The sequence below is a fragment of the Sediminibacterium sp. C3 genome (assembly GCF_000508085.1).
Classification (GTDB): Bacteria; Bacteroidota; Bacteroidia; order Chitinophagales; family Chitinophagaceae; genus Sediminibacterium.
This window is the reverse complement of the sequence record NZ_KI669560.1, coordinates 890842-912524: the sequence shown is the minus strand read 5'-3', so window position 1 is coordinate 912524 and position 21683 is coordinate 890842. Positions and strand designations below refer to the sequence as shown.

The window sequence follows — 21683 nt, the reverse complement described above, 5'->3', positions numbered from 1 at the left end:
AAATAGGATTCAAATTTAGGCATAAAACTATAAAGTACGGGTTTTGGTAGGCTTACTGCTAACGTTAAGGTATTGATGCTGTCGGCTAAAATTAGTTAATTAATTACTTTAGGCTTCGCCGATAGTGTCAATACCAATGTTGGGCGAAGGTCGTATGGGTCATATCCTTTCAGTTGTCTTAACTGACGACCGGAGTTCGTCAGCTGAATTACTATTCTGTATTTGATAGTACTACTAAAGCAATGACATAAAAGAAATTTATGTTGTTGCTTTAGTAGAGATGTTACTTTGAATATTATTGGGTGATAAAACACTCATGTTAAGTATAAACCCATTCTAAAAATTCAGATAGTTGAATTGAATTAGTGTAGCTTCATGCAAGCCTTTTGCCTACGGCGCTTCACTAGCAAGCTTGCGGCGCCTTCGTCTTAAGGCTTGCAGTATTAAGGCTTTTAACTCTACTCTTTTCAACACAAAAATTTAAATACCTATCGACAAAATTTAAATCAGCTGACGAATTTCGCCGCAATCGAGTCACGCAAGGGATTTTCACCCTTACGTTCTCACGGAACCGTGCTTGATAGTCTCCCATCACACGGCTCTTCTTGTTTATAAATCACAAGTTAATTATAACTTACGGATGTGCCACTTGCCAGTGTGGGAATAAATAAGGGTTGAGTTTGTATTGTATTTGCAACCATTTAATTGCTGCTCTTACCCCCAAACCCTTTTCCCATTTAACCCATTTTAATAGTCTCGCATTTAATTGTTTCCAGACATAGTTCATATGACCACTTGAGAACTTATGAAAGTAATTCATGATTCCCCGTATTTGTGGTGTTAAATATTGGGCTAAAGTTACAAGTGGTTTTCGCCGCTTGTGTATATTCCAATCTTTAAACTTTTCCAGTAAACTAGTCCTGGATTTAGTACTTATGAAGATGCTTGGAACAATCAAAACCTTTTCTTTAAACTTTACACAATTGGGGCGTATAGTGAATCCTAAAAAGTCAAAGCTTTTGGGGTATTTCTTTTCTGAATACCCTCTCAGATTGACTATTCTTGTTTTGGTAGGGTGTAAGGTTAGTTTACACTTCTCCATTCTCTGCTTGATTTTGTTAAGCACATATATTGCTTGTTTCTCCGTCTTGCAATGAACTACTATATCGTCTGCATATCGTTCAAATGGCTTTTCTGGATGTTCCTTTGTCATCCACCCATCAAATACTACATGTAGAAAAATATTTGCTAATAACGGACTAATTACTCCACCTTGTGGTGTACCCAACACAGTTCTTGTGGCTTTGCCATCCTGCTCTATTATCCCCGCTTTTAACCATCGCTCTACATACAATTGTACCCATTTGTCTTTGCAGTAATGTGCAACCGCAGTCATTAATAGTTCATGATTAATGGTATCGAAGAAGCCTTGTATGTCGATGTCTATCACAAAATCGTGATTAAAACAATTACTGTTGGCTTTTGCAACAGCATCGTGACAGCTTCGATTGGGTCGATATCCGAATGACCCCTCATGAAAAACGGGTTCCACCTGCATTTCTAAATGTTGCTTGACAACTTGTTGTGCTATGCGGTCCATGATAGTCGGAATGCCTAAACTTCTTATTCCACCATCTTTCTTTGCAATAGCAACTTGGCGAACAGGTGCTGGAAAATATGATCCTGAAGAAAGTCTGTTCCATAGCTTGTACAATAATCTATATGCATTTTTGTCTACATATTCCCATGTCATACCATCTATGCCAGCACTCCCTTGATTGGCTCTTACTTTCTTGTAAGCCTGCCACACCATTAACTTGGTAATTGGTTGTGATTTTGTCTCAAAATAATCTGTCATCCCATTACTGGTTGTAAATTGGTTTTGATAACTAAACAAGCTTAATCCTTCGCTCCACTTATTTTCATAAGCTTCCTCACTACTATGATTAAGTCTGCCGCCATTGCTTCGCCTCATCCAAAAGCGTTTGTTCCTCTTTCGATTTTACAAAACAACAATGACTTCACTTGTTCCATAAAACAGCCTATAATACAGTCCTGCCAACTTAACCCCGGATGCCGTGTAACCGATTATCTGGTATTCATTACACTCTATTCGTAAACACAAACGTAACTGCTTACTTTCGACATCGCTATTGCCCTTACGAGGCTTCATCATTGGTTCACTTGCGTTCAGCTCTTGTACTACGCACCTACAGAAATCATCGTTTCTGTTTTTCTTTATCGCTCACCACAAAATCGTTTCCAATTATTGCAGCATAAAGTGGTTTGAAAACTACTCCAGAAAGTCGTCTTCGGAAGACCATCATTTCTCACTATTATCAGAGAAATTCTTCCATCTGTTTTACAGCATTTAAACATTAATCTCAATAATGTTTAATTCAAGTCACACACGTTCGAGGCTTTACGCAGGTTGGGATTAGTTGTTCCTGCAGCTGGCTTGGCCACTAAAAACCACGATTAGCTAAAGCCAAATTACTGAAGTTCATTAGCACTAACAAAGCTGATGGGCCATTGCTGAAAGCCCAACTTGCGTAAAGCCTATTGTTGGGCGTTCGCAATTAGTAACTATGAAAGTTGGAGTTGTTTCTTTTCAATGGTTACGTTAAAATGAATGTCAGCTTTTAATGCTTTGAATACTTTAAGAACAGTATCAATTGTCGCACTATTTGCACTACTCTCTAATTTTGAAATCTGAGCTTTCTGAACCCCGATAAGTTTCCCGAGTTGCTCTTGTGTCAAATTGCGTTCTTGTCTTGCTTTTTTGATCATATGGCTTAATACATCCATATTCAATTCATATTCATAATTATCTCTTTCCTTAGTGCCAACTTTGCCGATATATTTTTCTTTCATTTCGGCGAGTGAATATGTTTTCATTGTTGTCTTTGCCATAACCTACTTTTTTAGTTTACTTTCAAAATATTTAGTCCTAATTTTTACTGCCCTATCAATTTCATTTGATGGTACTTTGTCAACCTTTTTAATAAATCCATGAGTTGCTATAACTAGTGTTTCTACCCCATCGGTTTTATCCCAAAAAGCTAGCAGCCTAATTTGTAATCCATTATATCTTGTGCGAAACTCCCAAATGTCGTTTTGTAACTTTTTGAAAAGCTTTGGATCATTGGTTTGTTCAGCAAGGTCGATATTGTAAATGACTTTTCTGGATGTCTTGGAATCAAGACCTGCAATGAATTTTTCAGCTTCTTCTAAAAATCGAGTTTGGAAATATTGCAAATGAAATATTTTAAGCAAAGATAAGGATAGTTTCCAAATTTAGAAACCTAATTTTTCAAATAAAAGATACTCACAAAAGTGACGCCCAACGGGTTGGGTATTGGCGAAGAAGGGGCATTTGAAAAACGTCAGCTTGGTTAATGCACCAAAGACCAATAGAATTACAAATGTTGAGGCTTACACTTCTGCCCCTTTTTTGCCAATACCTTGTTATCTGCTGTGCTTTCTTCATTTCGTCAATTTTGTTGCATCGTTTAGTCGTTGTGCCACGTTATCCCAATTGATGATGTTAAATATTGCGTCTACAAAGTCAGCTCGTTTGTTTTTATACTTCAAGTAGTATGAATGTTCCCAAACGTCAATAACCAAAAGTGGAATACAACCCCATTGTGTTAGTTTTTCGTGGTTTTCGCATTGCAAAATTGTCAAACTGTCGCTGTAAGGTTGGTATGCTAAAATTCCCCAACCGTTACCGTCCACATTTTTGGCTGTTGCTCCGATAAGTGCTTTTAGTCTGTCAAATGAGCCAAAGTTTTTGTCAATTCGTTTCAGAAGTTCGCCTGTTGGTAGGTTCTGTTTGTTGGTTAGGTTTGTCCAAAAAATAGAGTGTAAAATATGTGATGACGAATGAAACGATAATTTCTTTGTCCAAAAGTCCACCGTTTCAAGATTGTTGTCGTCCAAGGCTTTTTTAATCATTGCAAGGTCTTTGTTTGCTCCTTTTACTGCTCCACCGTGATGAAAAGTGTAGTGCAAATGCAAAGTTTCCGTGTCCATAAACGGCTCTAAAAAACTCTCCGAATACGGCAATGGTTGATGAATGAAATTTCCGTTGGCATCAACCAATTTGTCAATATTGTTGCTCGTCAAGTTTTGGGCAAAAGCATTATTTGTCCCAATGATTGAAGCTACACCAACCAAAGCTCCTTTTGTTAAAAATTCTTTTCTGTCCATCTTATTTGTTTGTCATTATGAATTACTCAAAATTCTGTTTTTAGTTTCTTTGTTTGTGTTCGCAGTGTCGCTCATATCATAGCAGATAACGTTTTTGCGCTTGGCGTTCGTGCGGGATTTCGGAGCACCAAACTGTCAACCCAGCACTATAGTTGATTTGAAAAACTGAACTTGAATTTAAGCACTTTACCCCGCATGACGCCAAACGCATGTTACCAGCTGGCGTTCTTGTCCACTGTGTCTGTAAACCATTGTCGTTGTTGAGTTTCACTGTCTTTGTCGGGTTGGTTTGCGTGTCGGGTGTTTTAATTTTTTTAGAAGGGTGGGAAAAAATATTTTGAATTTTCTCTTGCATTGGGGCAGACATGCTCTTTTGCAAGCTTTGGTCTGTGCGTTGGCTTGTGCGGCTTGCAAATGTGCATGGCTGCGAAGGGTTGGCTGATATGTTCGTTGTCTTTGTCATATCGCTACTCTTTTGTCATACAAATAAGTCTGGAAACCGATAAACGTGTTTCTGATTGTTGCAATGTCGCCAAGTACTTTTTTAGCATCTGCAATTGCGTGATATTTCAAAACAAGCAAGTCGCCAATTTTCGTGTCGTCCAATTCTTCAACGCCTTGTTTTACATACTGGCTCAAAACGAAGTTTAAAAACTCTTGCTGTTTTGGGTCGTAGTTGTCCAAGTGAATTTTTGCTCGGTCTGCTCTGTCTGTTCGTTCTAAAATGTCGGAATGGAAAGCGATATAAGCCAAAACATCATAAAGGTCGCTATTTTCAGCGTTCAATATTTTTTGAAACTCTGTCAACTGTTGTTTGGCAAAACCTTTTTCAGTCAGTTCTTCTAACAGCTTTTTTCTTGTGTCGGGTTTGCTCCAAATAGTTCTTAATTCATCTTCACTTTTGAAGAGTTCGGGCAATGTTCCGAAAAGTGATTGCAAAAATTCTTCTGCTGAAATCGGTCTGCCGTCAGGACTGTAAAACGAAGTGCTGACCATGTGCTGAAACTGTCGCACTTTACCGTCTGCCAATTTCACTTTTACCATTCGCCTTGGTGGATTGTCGCAACGGCAATAAGAGTAACCACAAACAGGACAAGGTTCTGGTGGTGGTTCTTGGGCACAAATACAAGGTCTATGTCCGCAAACATCACAAGTTTGTGGCTGTGGTCTTGGTGTGGGTGTTTCAGGTTCTTCGGGTTCTCCGTCCCATTCAGGGTCGCTGAAATGATGATGTGCTTTTACAAAGTCGTAAATCGTGAAATAGTCTTTACCATCAAACAAACGTGTTCCACGTCCAATGATTTGTTTAAACTCAATCATGGAGTTCACAGGACGAAGCAAAACAATGTTTCTCACTTCGGGAGCATCAACACCTGTGCTTAACTTCTGCGAAGTGGTCAGTATGGTTGGAATGCTTTTCTCATTGTCCTGAAAATCTCTTAAATGTTGTTCGCCTAATTTTCCGTCATGTGCTGTAACTCGGTGGCAATAGTTCGGATTATTCGTTTCTGCATATTGATTGATTAAATCACGAATTGCCAAAGCATGTAATTGAGTGGCACAGAAAACCAAAGTTTTTTCGCTTTGATTTATCAGGCTCATGAAAATCTTTACCCGATATTCTTCACGTTCTTTAATCTCAATTATACGGTTCATTTCCGCTTCGGTGTAACGTTTACCTTCTTCAATTTCTCCTTCTAAAACAGTGTCATCCGAAGTGAATAAATACTCGTCAATAGTGGTGTCAATTTGTTTGACTTTGAAAGGCGTTAAGAAACCGTCATTGATTCCTTCTTTCAGCGAATACACATAAACCGGCTCACCAAAATAATTGTAAGTGTCTGCGTTTATGGTTCGTTTTGGTGTAGCTGTCAAACCTAACTGAACGGCTGGACTGAAATATTCCATAATAGCTCGCCAACTGCTTTCGTCATTGGCTCCACCACGGTGGCACTCGTCAATAATAATGAAATCAAAAAAGTCTTTAGGATATTCTCCAAAGTAGGGCGTATCATTTGGCCCACTCATAAAGGTTTGGAAAATGGTAAAAAACACACTTCCGTTTTTCGGAACTCTGCCTTTTTTCTTGATGTCGCTTGGATTGATACGAACCAAAGCATCTTCTTCAAAAACTGAAAAGGCGTTGAATGCTTGGTCTGCTAAAATATTTCTATCGGCTAAGAATAAAATTCTTGGGCTTCGTTGTCCGTCTTTGTTGATGTTCCATTTTGCCTGAAAAAGTTTCCATGCAATTTGAAAAGCAATTGCCGTTTTTCCTGTTCCTGTGGCAAGGGTTAATAAAATGCGTTGTTGGTCGTTGGCAACGGCTTCTAAAACTTTGGTTATGGCATTTTCCTGATAGTATCTTGGTTGCCACGTTCCGCCACGGTCTTCAAACGGAACAGAAAGTAATTTGTCTCGCCAAACGGCTGAAAGTGGTTGGAGTTTGTTTTGTTCTCCAAAAGTCATTTCCCACAATTCGTCTGGAGTAGGATAGGAAGTTACGTCACCTTCCTGTCCTTCTTGCATGTCTATGCGGTAAATCTGTAAACCGTTGGTGCTGTATGTAAAACGAACCTGCAATTTTCCTGCATAGTCTTTGGCTTGACCAACGCCTTCGGTATAATATTTATCTCTTGCTTTGGCTTCAATTACTGCAAGGTTTCTGTTTTTGTATTGCAATACATAATCTGCCTTGTCGGGCTTACTACGCTGTCCATGCCCGATTAAACGACCTTTGTTGATGGGAAACTCCATGCGAATGCGACTGCCTTCCACAACGCCCCAACCTGCTGCTTTTAATGCAGGGTCAATATATTCTGCTCTTGTTTCGGTTTCGTTCATGCAATCATTTTCTTATAATGTTCTTCGTAACCTGCAACTTTGAAAAGTTCTGCAAAAGCATCTTTAAAGTCTTGGTAGTTGAACTCTTTAAAATCAAAAATATTCTGACCTAAGGAATGTGATTCCCTATTGATATATCTATAAAATGCCTGAAAGCGAATTTCCTGCATAGTAGGTTGATTGAAAAAATTATTTAGGTCTTTGTTCTCTATGAAATTGAAGAAATACTCAATTATATTTCTCATGCAATTGGCTATTAATGCAGGATGCTGATTTTGGTCTTTTATCACATACCAATAAGCCTGATAGTCATTTTTAATTGATTCATAAGTCAGTTTTTCAAAGTAACTGCCTTCATCATTTTTAATTAGCCTGAAAAGCTTTTGAGTCTCTTTTCTTTCATCATGTTTGGTTTCGGTTATTTCATAGAAAAAGTAAAGACTGTGTGTTAAAACAAAGACTTGCTCATACTTGTAGTTCCAAGTTGTAAAACCATTCTTCTTTTCTTTTTTACCGAAAAACTCATTTTTAATCAATCTGCCAACATTGAAAACATAAACATGTGAAAGACTGGAAATAGGGTCGTCAATTACAATGATTTTCTTCTTTGCAGCTTCTGTGGCATCTTTCTTTCCCCTGCATAGTTCCAAGAAATACAAAAAGCTAATAATCATTTTTTCTCCTTCACTTAGTGAAAGAAAAACTCTATTGTCATTTTGCTCACGAAAAATTTTGTAAAGATTATCAGCGTGTTGTTTTATTTTGAAATCGTGAATCCCAAGGTCTAAAAGTCCGTTATTGATGTTTGCAATTGCTACTTCAATATTTACGGTCTGCTTTTGCTGTTCAACAATTATTTCTCTTTGCTTCTGAATGTCTGAATCCAGTTTTTCAATTGCCTGTTTTAATCCAGAAACGATTTTTTGTGATTGCGATTTATCGGAAATGTATGAACTTATAGTTTGGTCATACTCCCAACGCATAATATTCCAAAAATCAGTTTTCAGGTCGTTTAAGGCTGTTTCCTTTTGGTCAATTTTTTTGTTGTGTTCTTTTACCTGCTTATTGATGTTGTCAATTACTCCATTAATATCAGTCAATGCAGTAACAGAACTTTTCAAAGTGATTTGAACGCTTGGAGTTTTTATTTTATCATCAATCAGCTTTAAGTTTTCTGTTACAACTTTGGTAAATGCGTTGTATTTGATTTCAAAGTCCTTTTTATGATTTTCAAACTTCGGATTACTTTCAAAAGTTGATTTATCGGGAATTAACTGAATGGCTTCTGCGTATTGTTTGCGAAATTCCTTAATAGCTGTTAAGTCTGCTTCATACGATTCGTCAAAATATTCTTTGATGCTTTGAAGCAATTGACTTGAAATTGTTTGTTCCTGACAGAAAGGACAGGTTTCATTTTCAGTTTCAATTTGTGTTGGTAAGTATTTTAATCCGTCTTTTACCCAATCAGAATTTTCAAGTTTATTAATTAAACCCGAAACCGTGCTATTTTCATTACCAACAATCTGCTTCTTAAAAATTTGTTCCGTTTCGATTTCAGCGACATCAAAAGCAATTGGTTCGAGTGTAAAATACTTTTGAGCATTTTCCCCTGATAGAGCTTGAACTTCTTCCTTTATATTGTCAGTTGTTTTTGTTGGTTTATTATCGGACTTTTTTAAGCTTTCAATGTAGCTCAATAACTTATTACCATCATTTCTATAGCCTTCAAGACAAAATTCTAATACTCTGTCGCCACCTGTATAGTTCTTTTTGATTTCCCATACTTTGTCTTTTGCTTTTTCATGCTTTGTAGATATAGCTTCAGTTTCTTTTTTTAAGTCCGCATTTTTCTGGATTTTTTCAGCATCAAGTCTTTTGATTTCCTTTTCTGCATTTAAAATTTTTGTTTCTGCTTCCTTGTTCTCTTTTGATAAAGTAAAAATACCCTTTAATGTTTCGGGCTGATAAAAGTTATCTTGAATGAATGTTTGATTGTAAACTAAAATTTCTTCGTCAGGATTATGACCTTCAATAGAGCATGCTTTAAAGTCTTGTTCAGTTTGTTTATATAGAAAATCAGAAAAAGTGCTTTTACCAGTTCCATTTAAACCATAAACAAGATTTACCTTCATGTCTGTTTCCAAGACAGCAGGTTTCTTGTAACTAGCAACGCCATTCAATGTAACTTTGGTAATCATTATTCTGCTTCTATTAATTCGTTTTCAAAGGCTCGCTTTAAAATGCCCGATTTTAGTTCTGCTAACAATTCAATCTTACTATTATACAATAATGTCAATTTCAAAACCTGCTCGTTCAAAGTATTCAAATTTTTTACTATCTCTTTTTGCTTTTCAATTTCTGGCAATAAAACAATAACATCATCAAGCATATATCTTGTGATTTGGTTAATCATATTGTATTCTCCTTGACTAATTTGCCTTTTAAAGTCGTCAGTTTTAAAGAACCATAATAAAAATGGATTATACTCACTTCTAATAATCATCATGAAAGTTCCAAAAGTCATTTTTTCATGTAGATTGTTTATAGGTGCAGTTTTTCCAACTAAATGCTTGCTTCCATTTCGACTGCACATAAGGATGTCACCTTCTTGAACAAAAATCTTTTCTTTAATTTTTGTGTTAACTCTGACGATATCATCAAAGTCAAGTTTGTCATTTTGAATGTTTGATGACCTTAAGACAATTGTTCCATTCTGACTGACATCTTTAGGCGAATATGTTAAGCCATTGAAATATTCTGCAACATCTTTTAATTTTTTCTGCTCCCAGCGATATTCATTATTTTCGAATAATGAAGACAAGTAATTGTCAAATAAAAATTTTGCATTTTTTAAATTGGCTTCGACATTAATAATGGCGGATTCAATTTTTGAATATGCATTATCTAATTCGGCAACCATTCTTTTTTGTTCTTCCATTGAAGGCTTAATCAATGGGCAAGCAAGAATATCATCTTTCCGTAAGTTGGTTTGGTTTTCACCGTTGTTGAAAGCCAAAAAGTGTACGTTTCTGTTGAGCTGGTAATACAAATATTTGGTGTCAAATTCCTTGCTTCGTATGCAGCAAATACGCTGGTTCAATGAATAGGTATCGACTTTGTCAATGATAAAACACTTGGCTAAGGCTTTGCCGTTTGGCACATCACTCATTACCATTACAATATCGCCTTTGTATAAAGGAAACATTTGCTCGTTGGTGCGTTTAAACGATTTGCCTTCGGATGATATAAATTTAGAATTGACTACAATGTAATTTCCATTTTCGTCAATGCTCTTTTCATGGGCTTTCCCATTGAAAAAATCACACGATTTTCCTAAAGTGGTTAGTTCAACTTGACTCATGAAAACATTTCTTTTATTCCGTTCAAAATTTCGCTTGTTTCTTCGTCCAATGCTTCCATCTCTGCCAATATCTCATCCATAGAACGGAAAGTTTGCTCTACTTTTCCATTCGGGTTTTTCACACTCAAATCGTAATTGCTGGTGTTGATGGTTGAAATATCAACTGTCCATGAGTTGTCAGAATCAGCCAATGTTTTTTGCAGTTGCTTAAATTCTTTCAAGTCATCATCATTCAATGGTGAAGTTTTGCCCAAACTTCTGCCCGGAATACATTGGTAATACCAAATCTTTTTGGTCGGCTCGCCTTTGGTAAAAATCAATACAACGGTTTTAACTCCTGCACCCAAGAATGTTCCTGCTGGCATATCCAAAATGGTGTGCAGGTTGCAACTCTCCAATAAATGTTTTCGCAACGATACAGAAGCATTATCGGCATTACTCAAAAAAGTGTTTTTGATTACAATACCTGCTCGTCCACCTGCTTTCAGACTCTTTATAAAATGCTGTAAGAATAAAGAAGCCGTTTCACCAGTTTTGATGTCGAAGTTTTGTTGCACTTCTTTTCTTTCCTTACCCCCAAATGGTGGATTGGCAAGAATAACATTGTAACGGTCTTTTTCCTGAATGTCTCTGATGTTTTCAGTCAGCGTATTTGTGTGAATGATATTTGGGGCTTCAATGCCGTGCAAAATCATATTCATTACACCAATGATGTAAGCCAAGTTCTTTTTCTCTTTTCCGTAAAGCGTGTTTTCCTGTAAGGTTTTCAGGTTGGCAGTGTTTTTCTCCATGCGGTCATACATGTAAGCGTATGCTTCGCACAAGAAACCCGCACTTCCGCAAGCTGCGTCATAAATTTTTTCTCCAACTTGTGGATTCAACACTTCAATAATGGCACGAATCAAAGGTCTTGGCGTGTAATACTGTCCGCCATTGCGACCAGCATTGCCCATGTTTTTGATTTTCGTTTCATACAAGTGGCTAAGTTCGTGCTTGTCTTTAGAACTGCCGAAAGGCAGTTCATCAGTCATTTCAATAATCTCACGAAGATTATAGCCACTTTTTATTTTGTTGTTGAGTTCACTGAAAATCTCACCGATTTTATATTCAATGGATTTTGGGTTGTCAATTGATTTTGCTTTAAAACCTGCCAAATAGGGGAATAGCTTATAATCTACAAACTGAACCAAGTCAGGTCCAGTCATGGCTTTGTGGTGGTCAAGTTTACCGTCTGCCGTTTTAGGCATTGCCCAATTAGGCCAACGGAATTGCTCGTCCAAAATGTATTGATATTCTTTTCCTTCCAAAGCGGCTTCGTCCGCTTTTTCACTTTCCAATTGGTCAAGGTAACGCAAGAACAAAACCCAAGAAGTTTGTTCAATGTAGTCCAGTTCGCTGTCTGCTCCTGCGTCCTTGTAAAGTATATCATCTATGTTTTTAAAGGTTTGTTCGAACATGTTGTCTTTTTATCTCAATTTATAGGTTTCAAAGTTAATATTCTCGGTGGTGCGTTGGCAAAAAATGGCTCTTTTGGTTTTGCTGAAGGGTCGGCTTGTGGGTGGGGCAAAACCAAATGTGCCATTTGTGCGGTGGCAATTCAAAATATTTTGTGCGGTGGGAAAAAAATTAAAACAAAGAAGGGTCGGCAATGAGTGTCGGCTTACTCGCTGTCCGTTTGTTGTATCATTTTTATGTCTATGTTCACCTGTCAAAATGGTTTACTTTTTTCTCGTTTAAGTTCGTGTCTGTCTGTTGTGTCGTGTCGTTTTACGCTTGCTGGTAACGTTGAAGCATTGATCCTGTCGGCTAAAGTTAGTTAATTGTTTACTGTAGGCTTCGCCGATAGTATCAATGCAATGTTGGGCGAAGGTCTAACAGGTCTTTGAATTTAATCCATCTAAACTGACGACCGGAGTTCGTCAGCTGAATTACTGTTCTATATCTGCTAGTACTACTAAAGCAATGACATAAAAGAAATTTATGTTGTTGCTTTAGTAGATAGGTTACATTGAATAGCATTGGGTGATAAAACATTTATGTTACGTAGTTTCCGACACCCAACATCAGCGATTTGAGAAAATTTATTCTTTAGCTTCATGCAAGCCTTTTGCCTTCGGCGTTTCACAAGCAAGCTTGAGGCGCCTTCGCCTAAAGGCTTGCTAGTATAGGTCTTCTAAAATCATTCTTTAAAAATTAACCAATAAAAAGCAACTATTATTCGTTACAATTTTAATCAGCTGACGAATTTCGCCTCAACACCTAAATATACGCTACTCCTCCAGATCTTAAGAAAATGGAGGCGTTGTAATTTAAGGTTTTAACATTATGGTTTTTAAATTGTTCTAGCATCAATTCACTTATACAATTTTCATTGTTGGTGCAATACAATGTGGTTATACACTTCTTATTGTCAAGCAATATTTACCATTTGATTTTTTGCTCACGTGTAAATACCGTTCAGTAGTTGTGATATCAAAATGTCTTAGTAAATCTTTGATGTATATTACATTAATTCTAATACTGCAAAGCCTCCTGAGTCACAGACATAGCTATCCAAGGTCAGTGATTACTAACAGTATTATTAATTGGGGGAGAGATTATATTGTAACAATTGGGTATATGAATATAGTAAATTCATAAAGATTTTCAAAAGCTTAAATAAATAACCTGAAAATGCATGGCAAAATATTACAGGATTGTCGGCAATACTCGCCAAGATTGTCGGTCTGCGACCGACTTCCTCCCGTATTGAACTTACTCAAACCCTTCGCATGTCAACCTTCGGTTGCCCTGCGGTTTTTTTGCTTATTCGCTTGCCCGAATAAATTCGGGCCGCTCATTCGCAAAAAACCCCCGCAGCTTTCGCTGCGAGGGTTTGTGGTCTCGCCAGGAATCGAACCTGGATCTGGAGCTTCGGAAACTCTTATACTATCCATTGTACTACGAGACCAATCATGGGTGCAAATGTAACGGATGCTTGTTAATTCTGTTTCATCTGCTCAAAAATGCGTTCAGTATCTTCCAGTTTACAGAGCTCAGTCCCTTTATGCAATGTGGCAGCAGATCCGGCTGCTACCCCATACTGCAATACTTCTTTCCATCCCCAGCCTTTGGTTAACGCTGCCAGCATGCCTGCTACCATACTATCTCCCGCTCCAACTGTGCTCAATACTTCTGCCTTGGGTGCACAGGCCCGGTAAACTTCATCCTCTGTAATCAGCATAGCTCCATCTGATCCCATGGACACTGCCATTGCTTTACAGCCTCCTGACTCAATCACCTGTCTTGCTGTTGGCACAACATCTGCGACATCTATCCATTCTTTACCAACCAGAGAAGCCAGCTCTCTTAAATTAGGTTTAATCAAAAACAATCCTTCCTTAACAGCAGCTTTTAAACCATCTCCTGATGTATCTATAATCAATTTGGCATTTAGCTGTGATGCAATGATGGCAATCTCATGAAATACGGCAACTGAAGTTCCGGAAGGCAGGCTTCCGCTGACTACTACATAATCTGCGTGATGACAATTGCCAATGGCCTGCATCAGTAAGCCCAGTTCTTTTTCTGAAACAGTTTCACCCGGCATGCCAAAACGATACTGCAATTTTTTATCCTCATCAAATACCACAAAATTTTCTCTTGTATCATTTTCTGTCTCAATTGCAGTAAACTTTACCCCTTCTTTTTTTAGTAATGCTTCCAGGGTTTTTCCTGTATAACCACCGGATAAAATAATGGCTTCAGAATCGACTCCCAGTTTTTTTAATCCCCTGGAAATATTAATACCTCCACCCCCGGGTTCAACTTTTGAAGAGAGTGCACGTAATTTTTTTTCAGGTACCAGTTCAGGCACTGATATACTTTTATCCAAAGCAGGATTGAGCGTAATGGTTACAATATGCTGCATTGTTTAAAGTTACAGGATTATGCCGGGAAGAAGTGAATCAGCGCTTAGCCTGTTTTACCATTTCCTGCAAAGCTGCAGGAAGGAATATTCCGGTAGGCACACTACTCATGATTTTAAGGTCTGTAAACAATGAGCTTTCATTGTCTAAAAAAGACAATACTGACGAAGCTTTGTTCCCTTTGAATATGGCAGCAAAAATTTCATCTCCCGGCATTTTTTGATAATGAAGTACATGCAATAAAACTGCATCATACAACTGTCCTTTCTTCTCAGAAAAAGTTTTATTGATTTCCAATGACTTCCCTTGCTTCAAAGCATTCACAATGGCTGCTGTTCGTTTTTGTATAGACTTAAAAGCATAGCCACTGCTTGCTTTAGCTTCGCCGCCTGCAATTCCAATGTAAATATGATTTCCCTGATAACGTGGAAAAGAAAACGTAGTCATGGGGATCACACCTTTTTCACGATGCATGATGCTATAGTTCTGAATTTTTAATTCGCTCTTGATATAATCCCTGATTGCATTTTCATAGACTTCATCGGGCAGCAAACTTTCAGTGAACAAAGTATATTCAACCAATGCAGTGGTTGCCGAAGTGGGCAGTACATACATAAAAGTAGTGCCGTGTTCCTGACTTACTCTAAAGTCCATAAAGACTGCTCGTCCCGGATTAAAAACAGGAGAGCTTGTTTCAATTTCCCAGCCAGTAAAATGCTGCAGAAAATGATAATCATTAGATGTTGCGGGAATCGGGTCAAATAAGATACTACTGAAAACATAGGAAGCGAATGCAGTTGTTCCATCATTCAATTCAATGCCCGCTGTTATTTGATGGGTTGATGTAGTTTGAGTTGCCAGTAGTTCTGTAGCACCAAGCAATCTTTTCACGGAAGCCTTCCTCCATTCAATATTAGGCATTGATGCAATTGTATTTTTTACATAAGCATAAAAATCAATGCCCCTGATCATTTTATATTGGTAAGGAGCAATATCCAATACAGTAGAAAAATGAGTAGAAAAAAAATCTAGCTCTTCCCATACATGATGAACAATTGGCTCAAAAATATCAGACTCTTTTTCCCAGAAGCACCAGGTTCTATCATTCAGGGATTTATCATCAGCATCAACAACCAATATCTTTTTAGAAGAGAAATAAGAATCACTGGCCATGCGCATCAATAAGCTCATACCCGCGCATCCTGCCCCGGCAACAATGTAGTCGTAATCTTTATTCAAGGCTTATACCGCTTTAAGCTTTTCGTCGCGTCTGATTTTATCCCAGTACTTTTTGGCTACAATCAGCATACCGAAACTTTCACCGTCTTCTTTATTTAAGTGCTTATGGTGCATTTTGTGGGCCCAGCGAATGGCTCTTATATATCTGTTATTGCTTCGGGTAAATAATTTAATACGCTGGTGTATGATGATTTCGTGTACCAGAAAATAGGCGAACCCATACATGGCAATCCCTGCTCCTATACTAACTACCCAATAGTTCTGATTCATACTGCCGAGCATAATGCACAACCAGCTAGGGATGGCAAAAATAACAAAGAAAGCATCATTCTTTTCCCAGAATCCAGGTCCTTTCTGGTGATGATCTTCGTGCAGATACCAGAGAAATCCATGCATAACATAGCGATGGGTTAGCCAGGTAATCCCTTCCATTACAACAAACACCAATAAAGTAACAAGTACGTACCACATGCTATAAAAATATTCTAAGTGACAGAAAAAATAGTGCCTGTATAATTAACAAGTGTATGGCAAAATGGTTTTGCGCTTTTATTTTCAACTGCTGTTGTACAGCCAGTAAAATGGCACTGATCACAAACCAACAAGCATAATTCAACATCGGTATGGTATCTCCATCCCAGGTCCAGAAACCTAGCTTTATCGCTACCGGTTCCATCAGCCAATCAAAAAAAGTTGCTAATACCGCGCCATCAACAATTACCGACCATTTGATGATGGCAACCGGTATGGGTGCCTCATATTTTGCTAGCATTACTTTATTTAATTTATGCATCAATGATCCACAGCAAAACACTATCACAAACCAGTTCATTCCAATTAAAAAAGGTACTCCGAATAATTTAGGACCCATCACGGATCCGTATACATAGTCACCAAATAATATCCCAGTATTAACCCCAATCATTTCAGTAACCATGCCTGTTACAAAAGCCATCAGAAAGAAAAGAACAAATCCCTTTTCTATTTTTTCCTGACTGGCGGCCAACAGTATTCCCATCAAAATCAAGGTAAGGGGGGTATTGGCTATAAACCAGTCACGATAAGGCGTTAATAGAATACCGAGCACACCCATAAAATGAAACAGGATGGCAATAAACAATGGTATGGCTGGTTTTTTATACAACATCTGCTTTTACTAAATCTGACATAATTGCTGCACTCGACAAACAAAGCGGAATTCCTCCGCCAGGGTGCACGCTTCCTCCTACAAAGTACAAACCTTTTATGGTATTACTGAAATTAGGGTGGCGCATAAAAGCAGCCATCTTGCTATTTGAACTTGTTCCATACAAAGAGCCCATATAGGAGGCTGTTTTTGTTTCTATACTTACAGGACTCAATACTTCCTCTACTTCTATATACGGAGCTATGTCTTCCCCTAAAATAGCATTCAGTTTTTTAAGAATGGCTTTACGGTAAAAATCCTGTACGGATGCCCAGTCCTGTCCTTTATTTGCGGGTGCATTTACCATTATAAACCAGTTCTCTTTTCCTGCAGGCGCTTGCCATCCTGGTTCGCATTTGCTAGTGATATTAATATATACGGTTGGGTCTGCAAAAGGCTCCCCTGTTTGAAACAGCGAATGGAATTCTGCTTCGTAGTGCTCACTAAAAAATATATTGTGCAAACTCAGTTGTTCAAAATTTTTATTGATACCCCAGTAAAAAATAAATGCACTACTGCTTCTTTCCTGCTTTAATACTTTAGCCGCTTTCAATGGCTCACCCAGCAATTGCTGATAGGTAAAATAAACATCCATATTGCTTACCACTAAATCGGCGAATTTATTTTCTCCATTTACCACTACTCCTTCTACCTGATTATTTGCCCGAATAATTTTTTCTACTGGAGTATTATAGATGAATTTCACGCCTTTTTTTTCTGCCAATGCAACCAATGCATTTGTAATACTGATCATGCCCCCCTTCGGATAAAATGTTCCTTCATTGTGCTCCAGATGTGGTATTAATGAGAGCATGGCCGGGGCCTTGTATGGATTGCTTCCGTTATAAGTTGCATAACGGTTAAAGAGTTGAACCAGTTTTGGGGATTGGAATCTGGATTGATTATATTGATGTAAGCTCTTGAAAAGATAAGGCCATTTTAGGTATTGTATGGCTTTGGCTATAGGCGCTTTAAACAAGGTAGACAAGCGATGTAATGTATATTTTAAAAATATACCCGCAATGTTTTCGTATGCATTGGCCGAGTCTCGTAAATAAGCTTTTATATTTTCCTCGGCCTCTCCGGTTTTCGCGTGAATTTCTTTCGCAAACTGATCCCGATCTGCATATGCTTTAATGAGGGTTCCATCCTGGTAAAAATAATGACAGGCAACTGGTACACGTTCATAGGAGAAATAGTCTTCGATTGGCTCATTGGCCAATGCAAATAATTCTTCAATTAACTTTGGTCTGGTAAACAAACTGGGACCTGCATCAAACTGATAGCCTCCCTTTTCAAAATGGCTCAGTTTTCCCCCGGGATAACTGTTTTTCTCGTAAACAGTTACTTTATAACCCATTACCTGCAAACGAATAGCCGATGCCAATCCGGCAACACCTGCGCCAATTACAATAGCATGCTTAGTGGTTGGATGTTCACTCATTCCTTTAGTGGTATTTTTCCTGCCACCAGGCTTTTACTTTTGGAAAAGCTATTAAAAACCAGGAAGTAAATTGCTCGGGCCGGGTTTGAATCATACTTTCAATAGCTTCAAAGCTACGAAAAGCATAGGCTTGAACTTCCAGTGGATTCATTTCAATATTCCCATCATAGGTTCCAATAAAAACGTGATCAAACTCATGTTCGGTTAATCTGTTTTCGAAAGGTGCTTTGTATACAAAGTCAAAAGCTTTTCGCAACGGAGTACGAAAACCCATTTCTTCCACAAGTCTTCGGTCCGCTGCCTGTGCAACTGTTTCTCCTGGTCGGGGATGACTGCAACAAGTGTTGGTCCATAAATTTGCGCTATGGTATTTATCACTGGCTCTTTGCTGTAATAACATTTCACCAGTACCATTGAATACAAAAACACTGAAAGCCCTATGCAGCAATGCTTTTTCATGGGCTTCCATTTTTTCCATGAATCCGATTTCTTCATCGGATTCATTTACCAGAATCACTTGTTCTGTCATTGGATTATAGCAGGTTTAATTGACTACGAAAACCTGCCTTGGCCAGTATAAATACTTTGCCGTGGTCAGGAATTCTTACACGTGTATCCAATATTTTTTGCGGCTGCAGCTTCTTTATTTTTTTGAAAAGACTCAAATAATATTTATACGCTACGTATACTCCAAATCTTGCTTTCAAGGGAAGCTGTACGATTCCTTCATAAGCATGATCAAAATCACGTTGTATGTCCTGCTCAATTTTAATTTTATCCTCCTGCGTGAAATTGCTGAAGTCGCAACCTGGAAAGTACATACGATCTAATCCCTCAAAATCTGCTTTCAGATCGCGAAGGAAATTTACTTTCTGGAAAGCAGAACCCAGACTGCAGGCATAGGGCTTCAACTGTTCGTAGCTGTTTTTATCTCCATTGCAAAAAACATACAAACACATTAAACCTACTACTTCCGCACTTCCATAAATATATTCTTCGTACCCATTTCTGTCGTACTGCTTTTTACCCAAATCCATTTCCATGCTTTTGAGAAAAGCATCAATTAAACTATGATCAATATTGTACTCGTTCACTGTTAACTGGAAGCTGTGCAAAATAGGATTCAATGAAATTTTTTGCTCAATGGCTTCATACGTAGCTTTTTTAAAATCAGCCAGTAGTTTTACCTTGTCGAAATCATGAAATGTATCCACTATTTCGTCTGTAAATCTCACAAACCCATAGATATTAAAAATGGGCGTTCTAAGATCCTTGTGCAAGAGACGAATGGACGAAGAAAAACTAGTGCTGTACAACTCCGTAGTAATTCTGCTGCATTCCTGACTTACCTGATGAAACAGTTTAATCATATAATTTGGTAATTTCTTTAGCTACTACTTCACCGCTGATTAGACTGGGAGGTACTCCCGGTCCCGGAACGGTCAATTGTCCTGTAAAGAATAGGTTTTTAACTTTTTTACTTCTGCAAGACGGCTTTAAAACAGCAGTTTGTAGTAAAGTGTTCGCCAAACCATAAGCATTTCCTTTAAAAGCATGATAATCTTCAATGAAATTGCTTTGGGCAAAAGTTCGTTTATATATAATAGCATCGGCTATTGATTGGCCAAGCTGCTTTTCTACCCTTTTAACTATCTGCTGAAAATACTTCTCTCTTAATTCTTCGGTATCTCCTGTTAACCCAGTGGCAACAGGAATCAGGAAGAATAAATTTTCACAACCTTGTGGCGCAACCGTTTTATCTGTTACTGAAGGCGCACACAAATAAAACAACGGGTTGGTTGGCCATTCTTTGGTGGTATAAATTTCCTTTCCGTGCAAACCAAAATCGGTATCAAAATACAGAGAATGGTGCGTAATACCCTCCAGTTTTTTATTTAGTCCAACATAGTAAAGTAAACAACTGGGAGCCATTACCCGCTTATTCCAATAGGCTTCGGTATAGGATTGATATTCCTTTGGCAATAAAGCCATTTCCACATGATGATAATCGGCCCCACCTACTATCACATCTGCATCAAGTGCTACAGTGGTTTTACCTGCAGGTGTATTAACCACACAGGATACAGATTGGGCAATTCCATCCTTAACATTAATATTAGTAACCGAATGGTTAAACCTAAATTCAACTCCCAGGGAGACTGCCAGGTCATACATGGCTTGGGCTATTTCATACATTCCTTTTTGCGGATACCAGGTTCCTCCTTTGATATCTGCATAATTCATTAAGCTGTATAAAGCAGGAGTATGTTCGGGCAAAGCACCTAAGAATAAAACAGGAAACTCCATCAATTCTACCAGCTTGGGATTCTTGAAATACTTACCCACATGGGCTTTCATAGAATTGAATACATCCAGTTTAAATACCCCTTTGATTAAATCGAGGTCTAAAAATTCCAATAAGGACTGACCTGGTTTGAATACCAGTTTGTTCACCCCAACTTCATATTTATAAGCCGCTTCTTTCATAAACAGATCCAGTTGCGCACCAGCGCCTGGCTCGAGTTTTTCAAAAAGGGCTTTCAATTCTTCATAATCAGCAGGAATATCAGTGATACCGTCAGGCCAGTAAACCCGGTATGAGGGATCTAATCTTTCTAACTGATAATAGTCGCTGACTTGTTTTCCAAATTGCTGAAAATAACGCTCAAACACATCGGGCATCCAATACCAGCTGGGACCCATATCAAACGTAAAGCCAGCCGCTTCAAATTTACGGGCTCTTCCTCCAGGCATTTCATGTTGTTCCAATACAATAACTTTCCAGCCCGATCTGGCTAGAAATGAGGCCGCAGACATTCCTGCGAAACCGCTGCCGATTACGATCGCTTGCTTTACTTCTTTCATATTGATAGTAAGTTAATGAAAATTCTTAGAAACGCTGAATATGAGATTTCAACAGTTTTCTGGCAAAGTGAATTCTGCTTTTAATGGTGCCCAAAGGCTCATCCAACATTTCTGCAATTTCATGGTACTTGTAACCATCAAAATATAACAAAAATGGATTTTTGAAAATCTCAGGAAGATTGTGAATTGCCTGCTTCACTTCTTTCATATTAATATTAGCAATAGCTTCATTAGCCACTGCACCCTGATTGAAATCGAGTAAGAATTCATTGGGAGTATTATCAAAAATGGTAGACTGCTTAGACTTTCTTCTGTAATTATTGATAAAAATATTACGCATGATGGTGTATAACCACGCTTTAATATTCGTACCTACATTGTACTTGTCTTTGTTAGCCAATGCCCGGAATAAAGTTTCCTGATACAAGTCTTTTGCCGCTTCCTGATCGCGCGTTAAAGTAACTGCGAAAGGTTTCAAAAAATCCGCATTGTTGACCAACATTTGATTAAAATCTAGCGTAGACATGGCGTATTGTTTAATTAATTAGAGCATAAAGCTAAACATATAATTTCGCAAATGCCATATATTTTGTTTAATTTTTTTAAAATATTTGTTAAACAAAC

Annotated in this window: 17 protein-coding genes and 1 tRNA gene; all 18 read right to left on the bottom strand. The window is 38.0% G+C overall.

What is annotated here, in order from left to right:
- Positions 1-634: 634 nt before the first annotated feature.
- The 18 genes from ltrA to F777_RS0104200 all read right to left on the bottom strand — a co-directional run bounded on the left by ltrA (position 635) and on the right by F777_RS0104200 (position 21585).
- Entirely contained in the window at positions 635-1975 is a 1341-nt protein-coding gene (ltrA, locus tag F777_RS0104295) for a group II intron reverse transcriptase/maturase (RefSeq protein ID WP_071790307.1), read from the bottom strand.
- A 611-nt stretch (positions 1976-2586) separates the two neighbouring features.
- A complete protein-coding gene (locus F777_RS0104290) occupies positions 2587-2913 on the bottom strand; it encodes a helix-turn-helix domain-containing protein (RefSeq protein ID WP_026750964.1) in 327 nt (108 codons plus the stop codon).
- A 3-nt stretch (positions 2914-2916) separates the two neighbouring features.
- Positions 2917-3258, bottom strand: a complete 342-nt coding sequence (locus F777_RS0104285) for a type II toxin-antitoxin system RelE/ParE family toxin (protein ID WP_026750963.1) — start codon at positions 3256-3258, stop codon at positions 2917-2919.
- A 228-nt stretch (positions 3259-3486) separates the two neighbouring features.
- Positions 3487-4212: a superoxide dismutase gene (locus F777_RS0104280; RefSeq protein WP_026750962.1), complete on the bottom strand. Its 726-nt coding sequence runs from the start codon at positions 4210-4212 to the stop codon at positions 3487-3489.
- 459 nt (positions 4213-4671) lie between these two features.
- The gene (gene hsdR, locus F777_RS0104270) at positions 4672-7056 is read right to left on the bottom strand and encodes an EcoAI/FtnUII family type I restriction enzme subunit R (protein ID WP_026750960.1); all 2385 of its coding nucleotides are present in this window, start codon (positions 7054-7056) and stop codon (positions 4672-4674) included.
- Positions 7053-9254: an AAA family ATPase gene (locus F777_RS0104265; protein ID WP_026750959.1), complete on the bottom strand. Its 2202-nt coding sequence runs from the start codon at positions 9252-9254 to the stop codon at positions 7053-7055. The genes hsdR and F777_RS0104265 overlap by 4 nt, the downstream gene beginning before the upstream one ends.
- On the bottom strand, positions 9254-10417 hold the full coding sequence (locus F777_RS17165) for a restriction endonuclease subunit S (protein ID WP_051408422.1): 1164 nt from the start codon (positions 10415-10417) through the stop codon (positions 9254-9256). The genes F777_RS0104265 and F777_RS17165 overlap by 1 nt, the downstream gene beginning before the upstream one ends.
- Positions 10414-11874 carry a class I SAM-dependent DNA methyltransferase gene (locus F777_RS0104255; RefSeq protein ID WP_026750958.1) on the bottom strand — a complete coding sequence of 487 codons (1461 nt, stop codon included), beginning with the start codon at positions 11872-11874 and terminating at the stop codon, positions 10414-10416. Before F777_RS0104255 ends, F777_RS17165 begins: the two co-directional genes overlap by 4 nt.
- Positions 11875-13295: 1421 nt before the next feature.
- Positions 13296-13367: transfer RNA gene (locus F777_RS0104245), tRNA-Arg, on the bottom strand.
- 30 nt (positions 13368-13397) lie between these two features.
- Positions 13398-14327 carry a 1-phosphofructokinase family hexose kinase gene (locus F777_RS0104240; protein ID WP_026750956.1) on the bottom strand — a complete coding sequence of 310 codons (930 nt, stop codon included), beginning with the start codon at positions 14325-14327 and terminating at the stop codon, positions 13398-13400.
- A gap of 37 nt (positions 14328-14364) precedes the next feature.
- A complete protein-coding gene (locus F777_RS0104235) occupies positions 14365-15564 on the bottom strand; it encodes a lycopene cyclase family protein (protein ID WP_026750955.1) in 1200 nt (399 codons plus the stop codon).
- Positions 15565-15567: 3 nt separating this feature from the next.
- On the bottom strand, positions 15568-16035 hold the full coding sequence (locus tag F777_RS0104230; protein WP_026750954.1) for a sterol desaturase family protein: 468 nt from the start codon (positions 16033-16035) through the stop codon (positions 15568-15570).
- Position 16036: 1 nt separating this feature from the next.
- Complete coding sequence (locus F777_RS0104225) at positions 16037-16711, bottom strand: carotenoid biosynthesis protein (protein ID WP_026750953.1); 675 nt, start codon at positions 16709-16711, stop codon at positions 16037-16039.
- Positions 16701-18194, bottom strand: coding sequence for a 1-hydroxycarotenoid 3,4-desaturase CrtD (crtD, locus tag F777_RS0104220; RefSeq protein ID WP_026750952.1), 1494 nt, complete (start codon positions 18192-18194; stop codon positions 16701-16703). The genes F777_RS0104225 and crtD overlap by 11 nt, the downstream gene beginning before the upstream one ends.
- A 4-nt stretch (positions 18195-18198) precedes the next feature.
- The gene (gene idi / locus F777_RS0104215) at positions 18199-18723 is read right to left on the bottom strand and encodes an isopentenyl-diphosphate Delta-isomerase (protein WP_026750951.1); all 525 of its coding nucleotides are present in this window, start codon (positions 18721-18723) and stop codon (positions 18199-18201) included.
- Positions 18724-18727: 4 nt separating this feature from the next.
- Complete coding sequence (locus F777_RS0104210; protein WP_026750950.1) at positions 18728-19564, bottom strand: phytoene/squalene synthase family protein; 837 nt, start codon at positions 19562-19564, stop codon at positions 18728-18730.
- A complete protein-coding gene (locus F777_RS0104205) occupies positions 19557-21059 on the bottom strand; it encodes a phytoene desaturase family protein (protein WP_026750949.1) in 1503 nt (500 codons plus the stop codon). Before F777_RS0104205 ends, F777_RS0104210 begins: the two co-directional genes overlap by 8 nt.
- 25 nt (positions 21060-21084) lie before the next feature.
- A complete protein-coding gene (locus F777_RS0104200) occupies positions 21085-21585 on the bottom strand; it encodes an RNA polymerase sigma factor (RefSeq protein WP_026750948.1) in 501 nt (166 codons plus the stop codon).
- Positions 21586-21683: the final 98 nt, after the last annotated feature.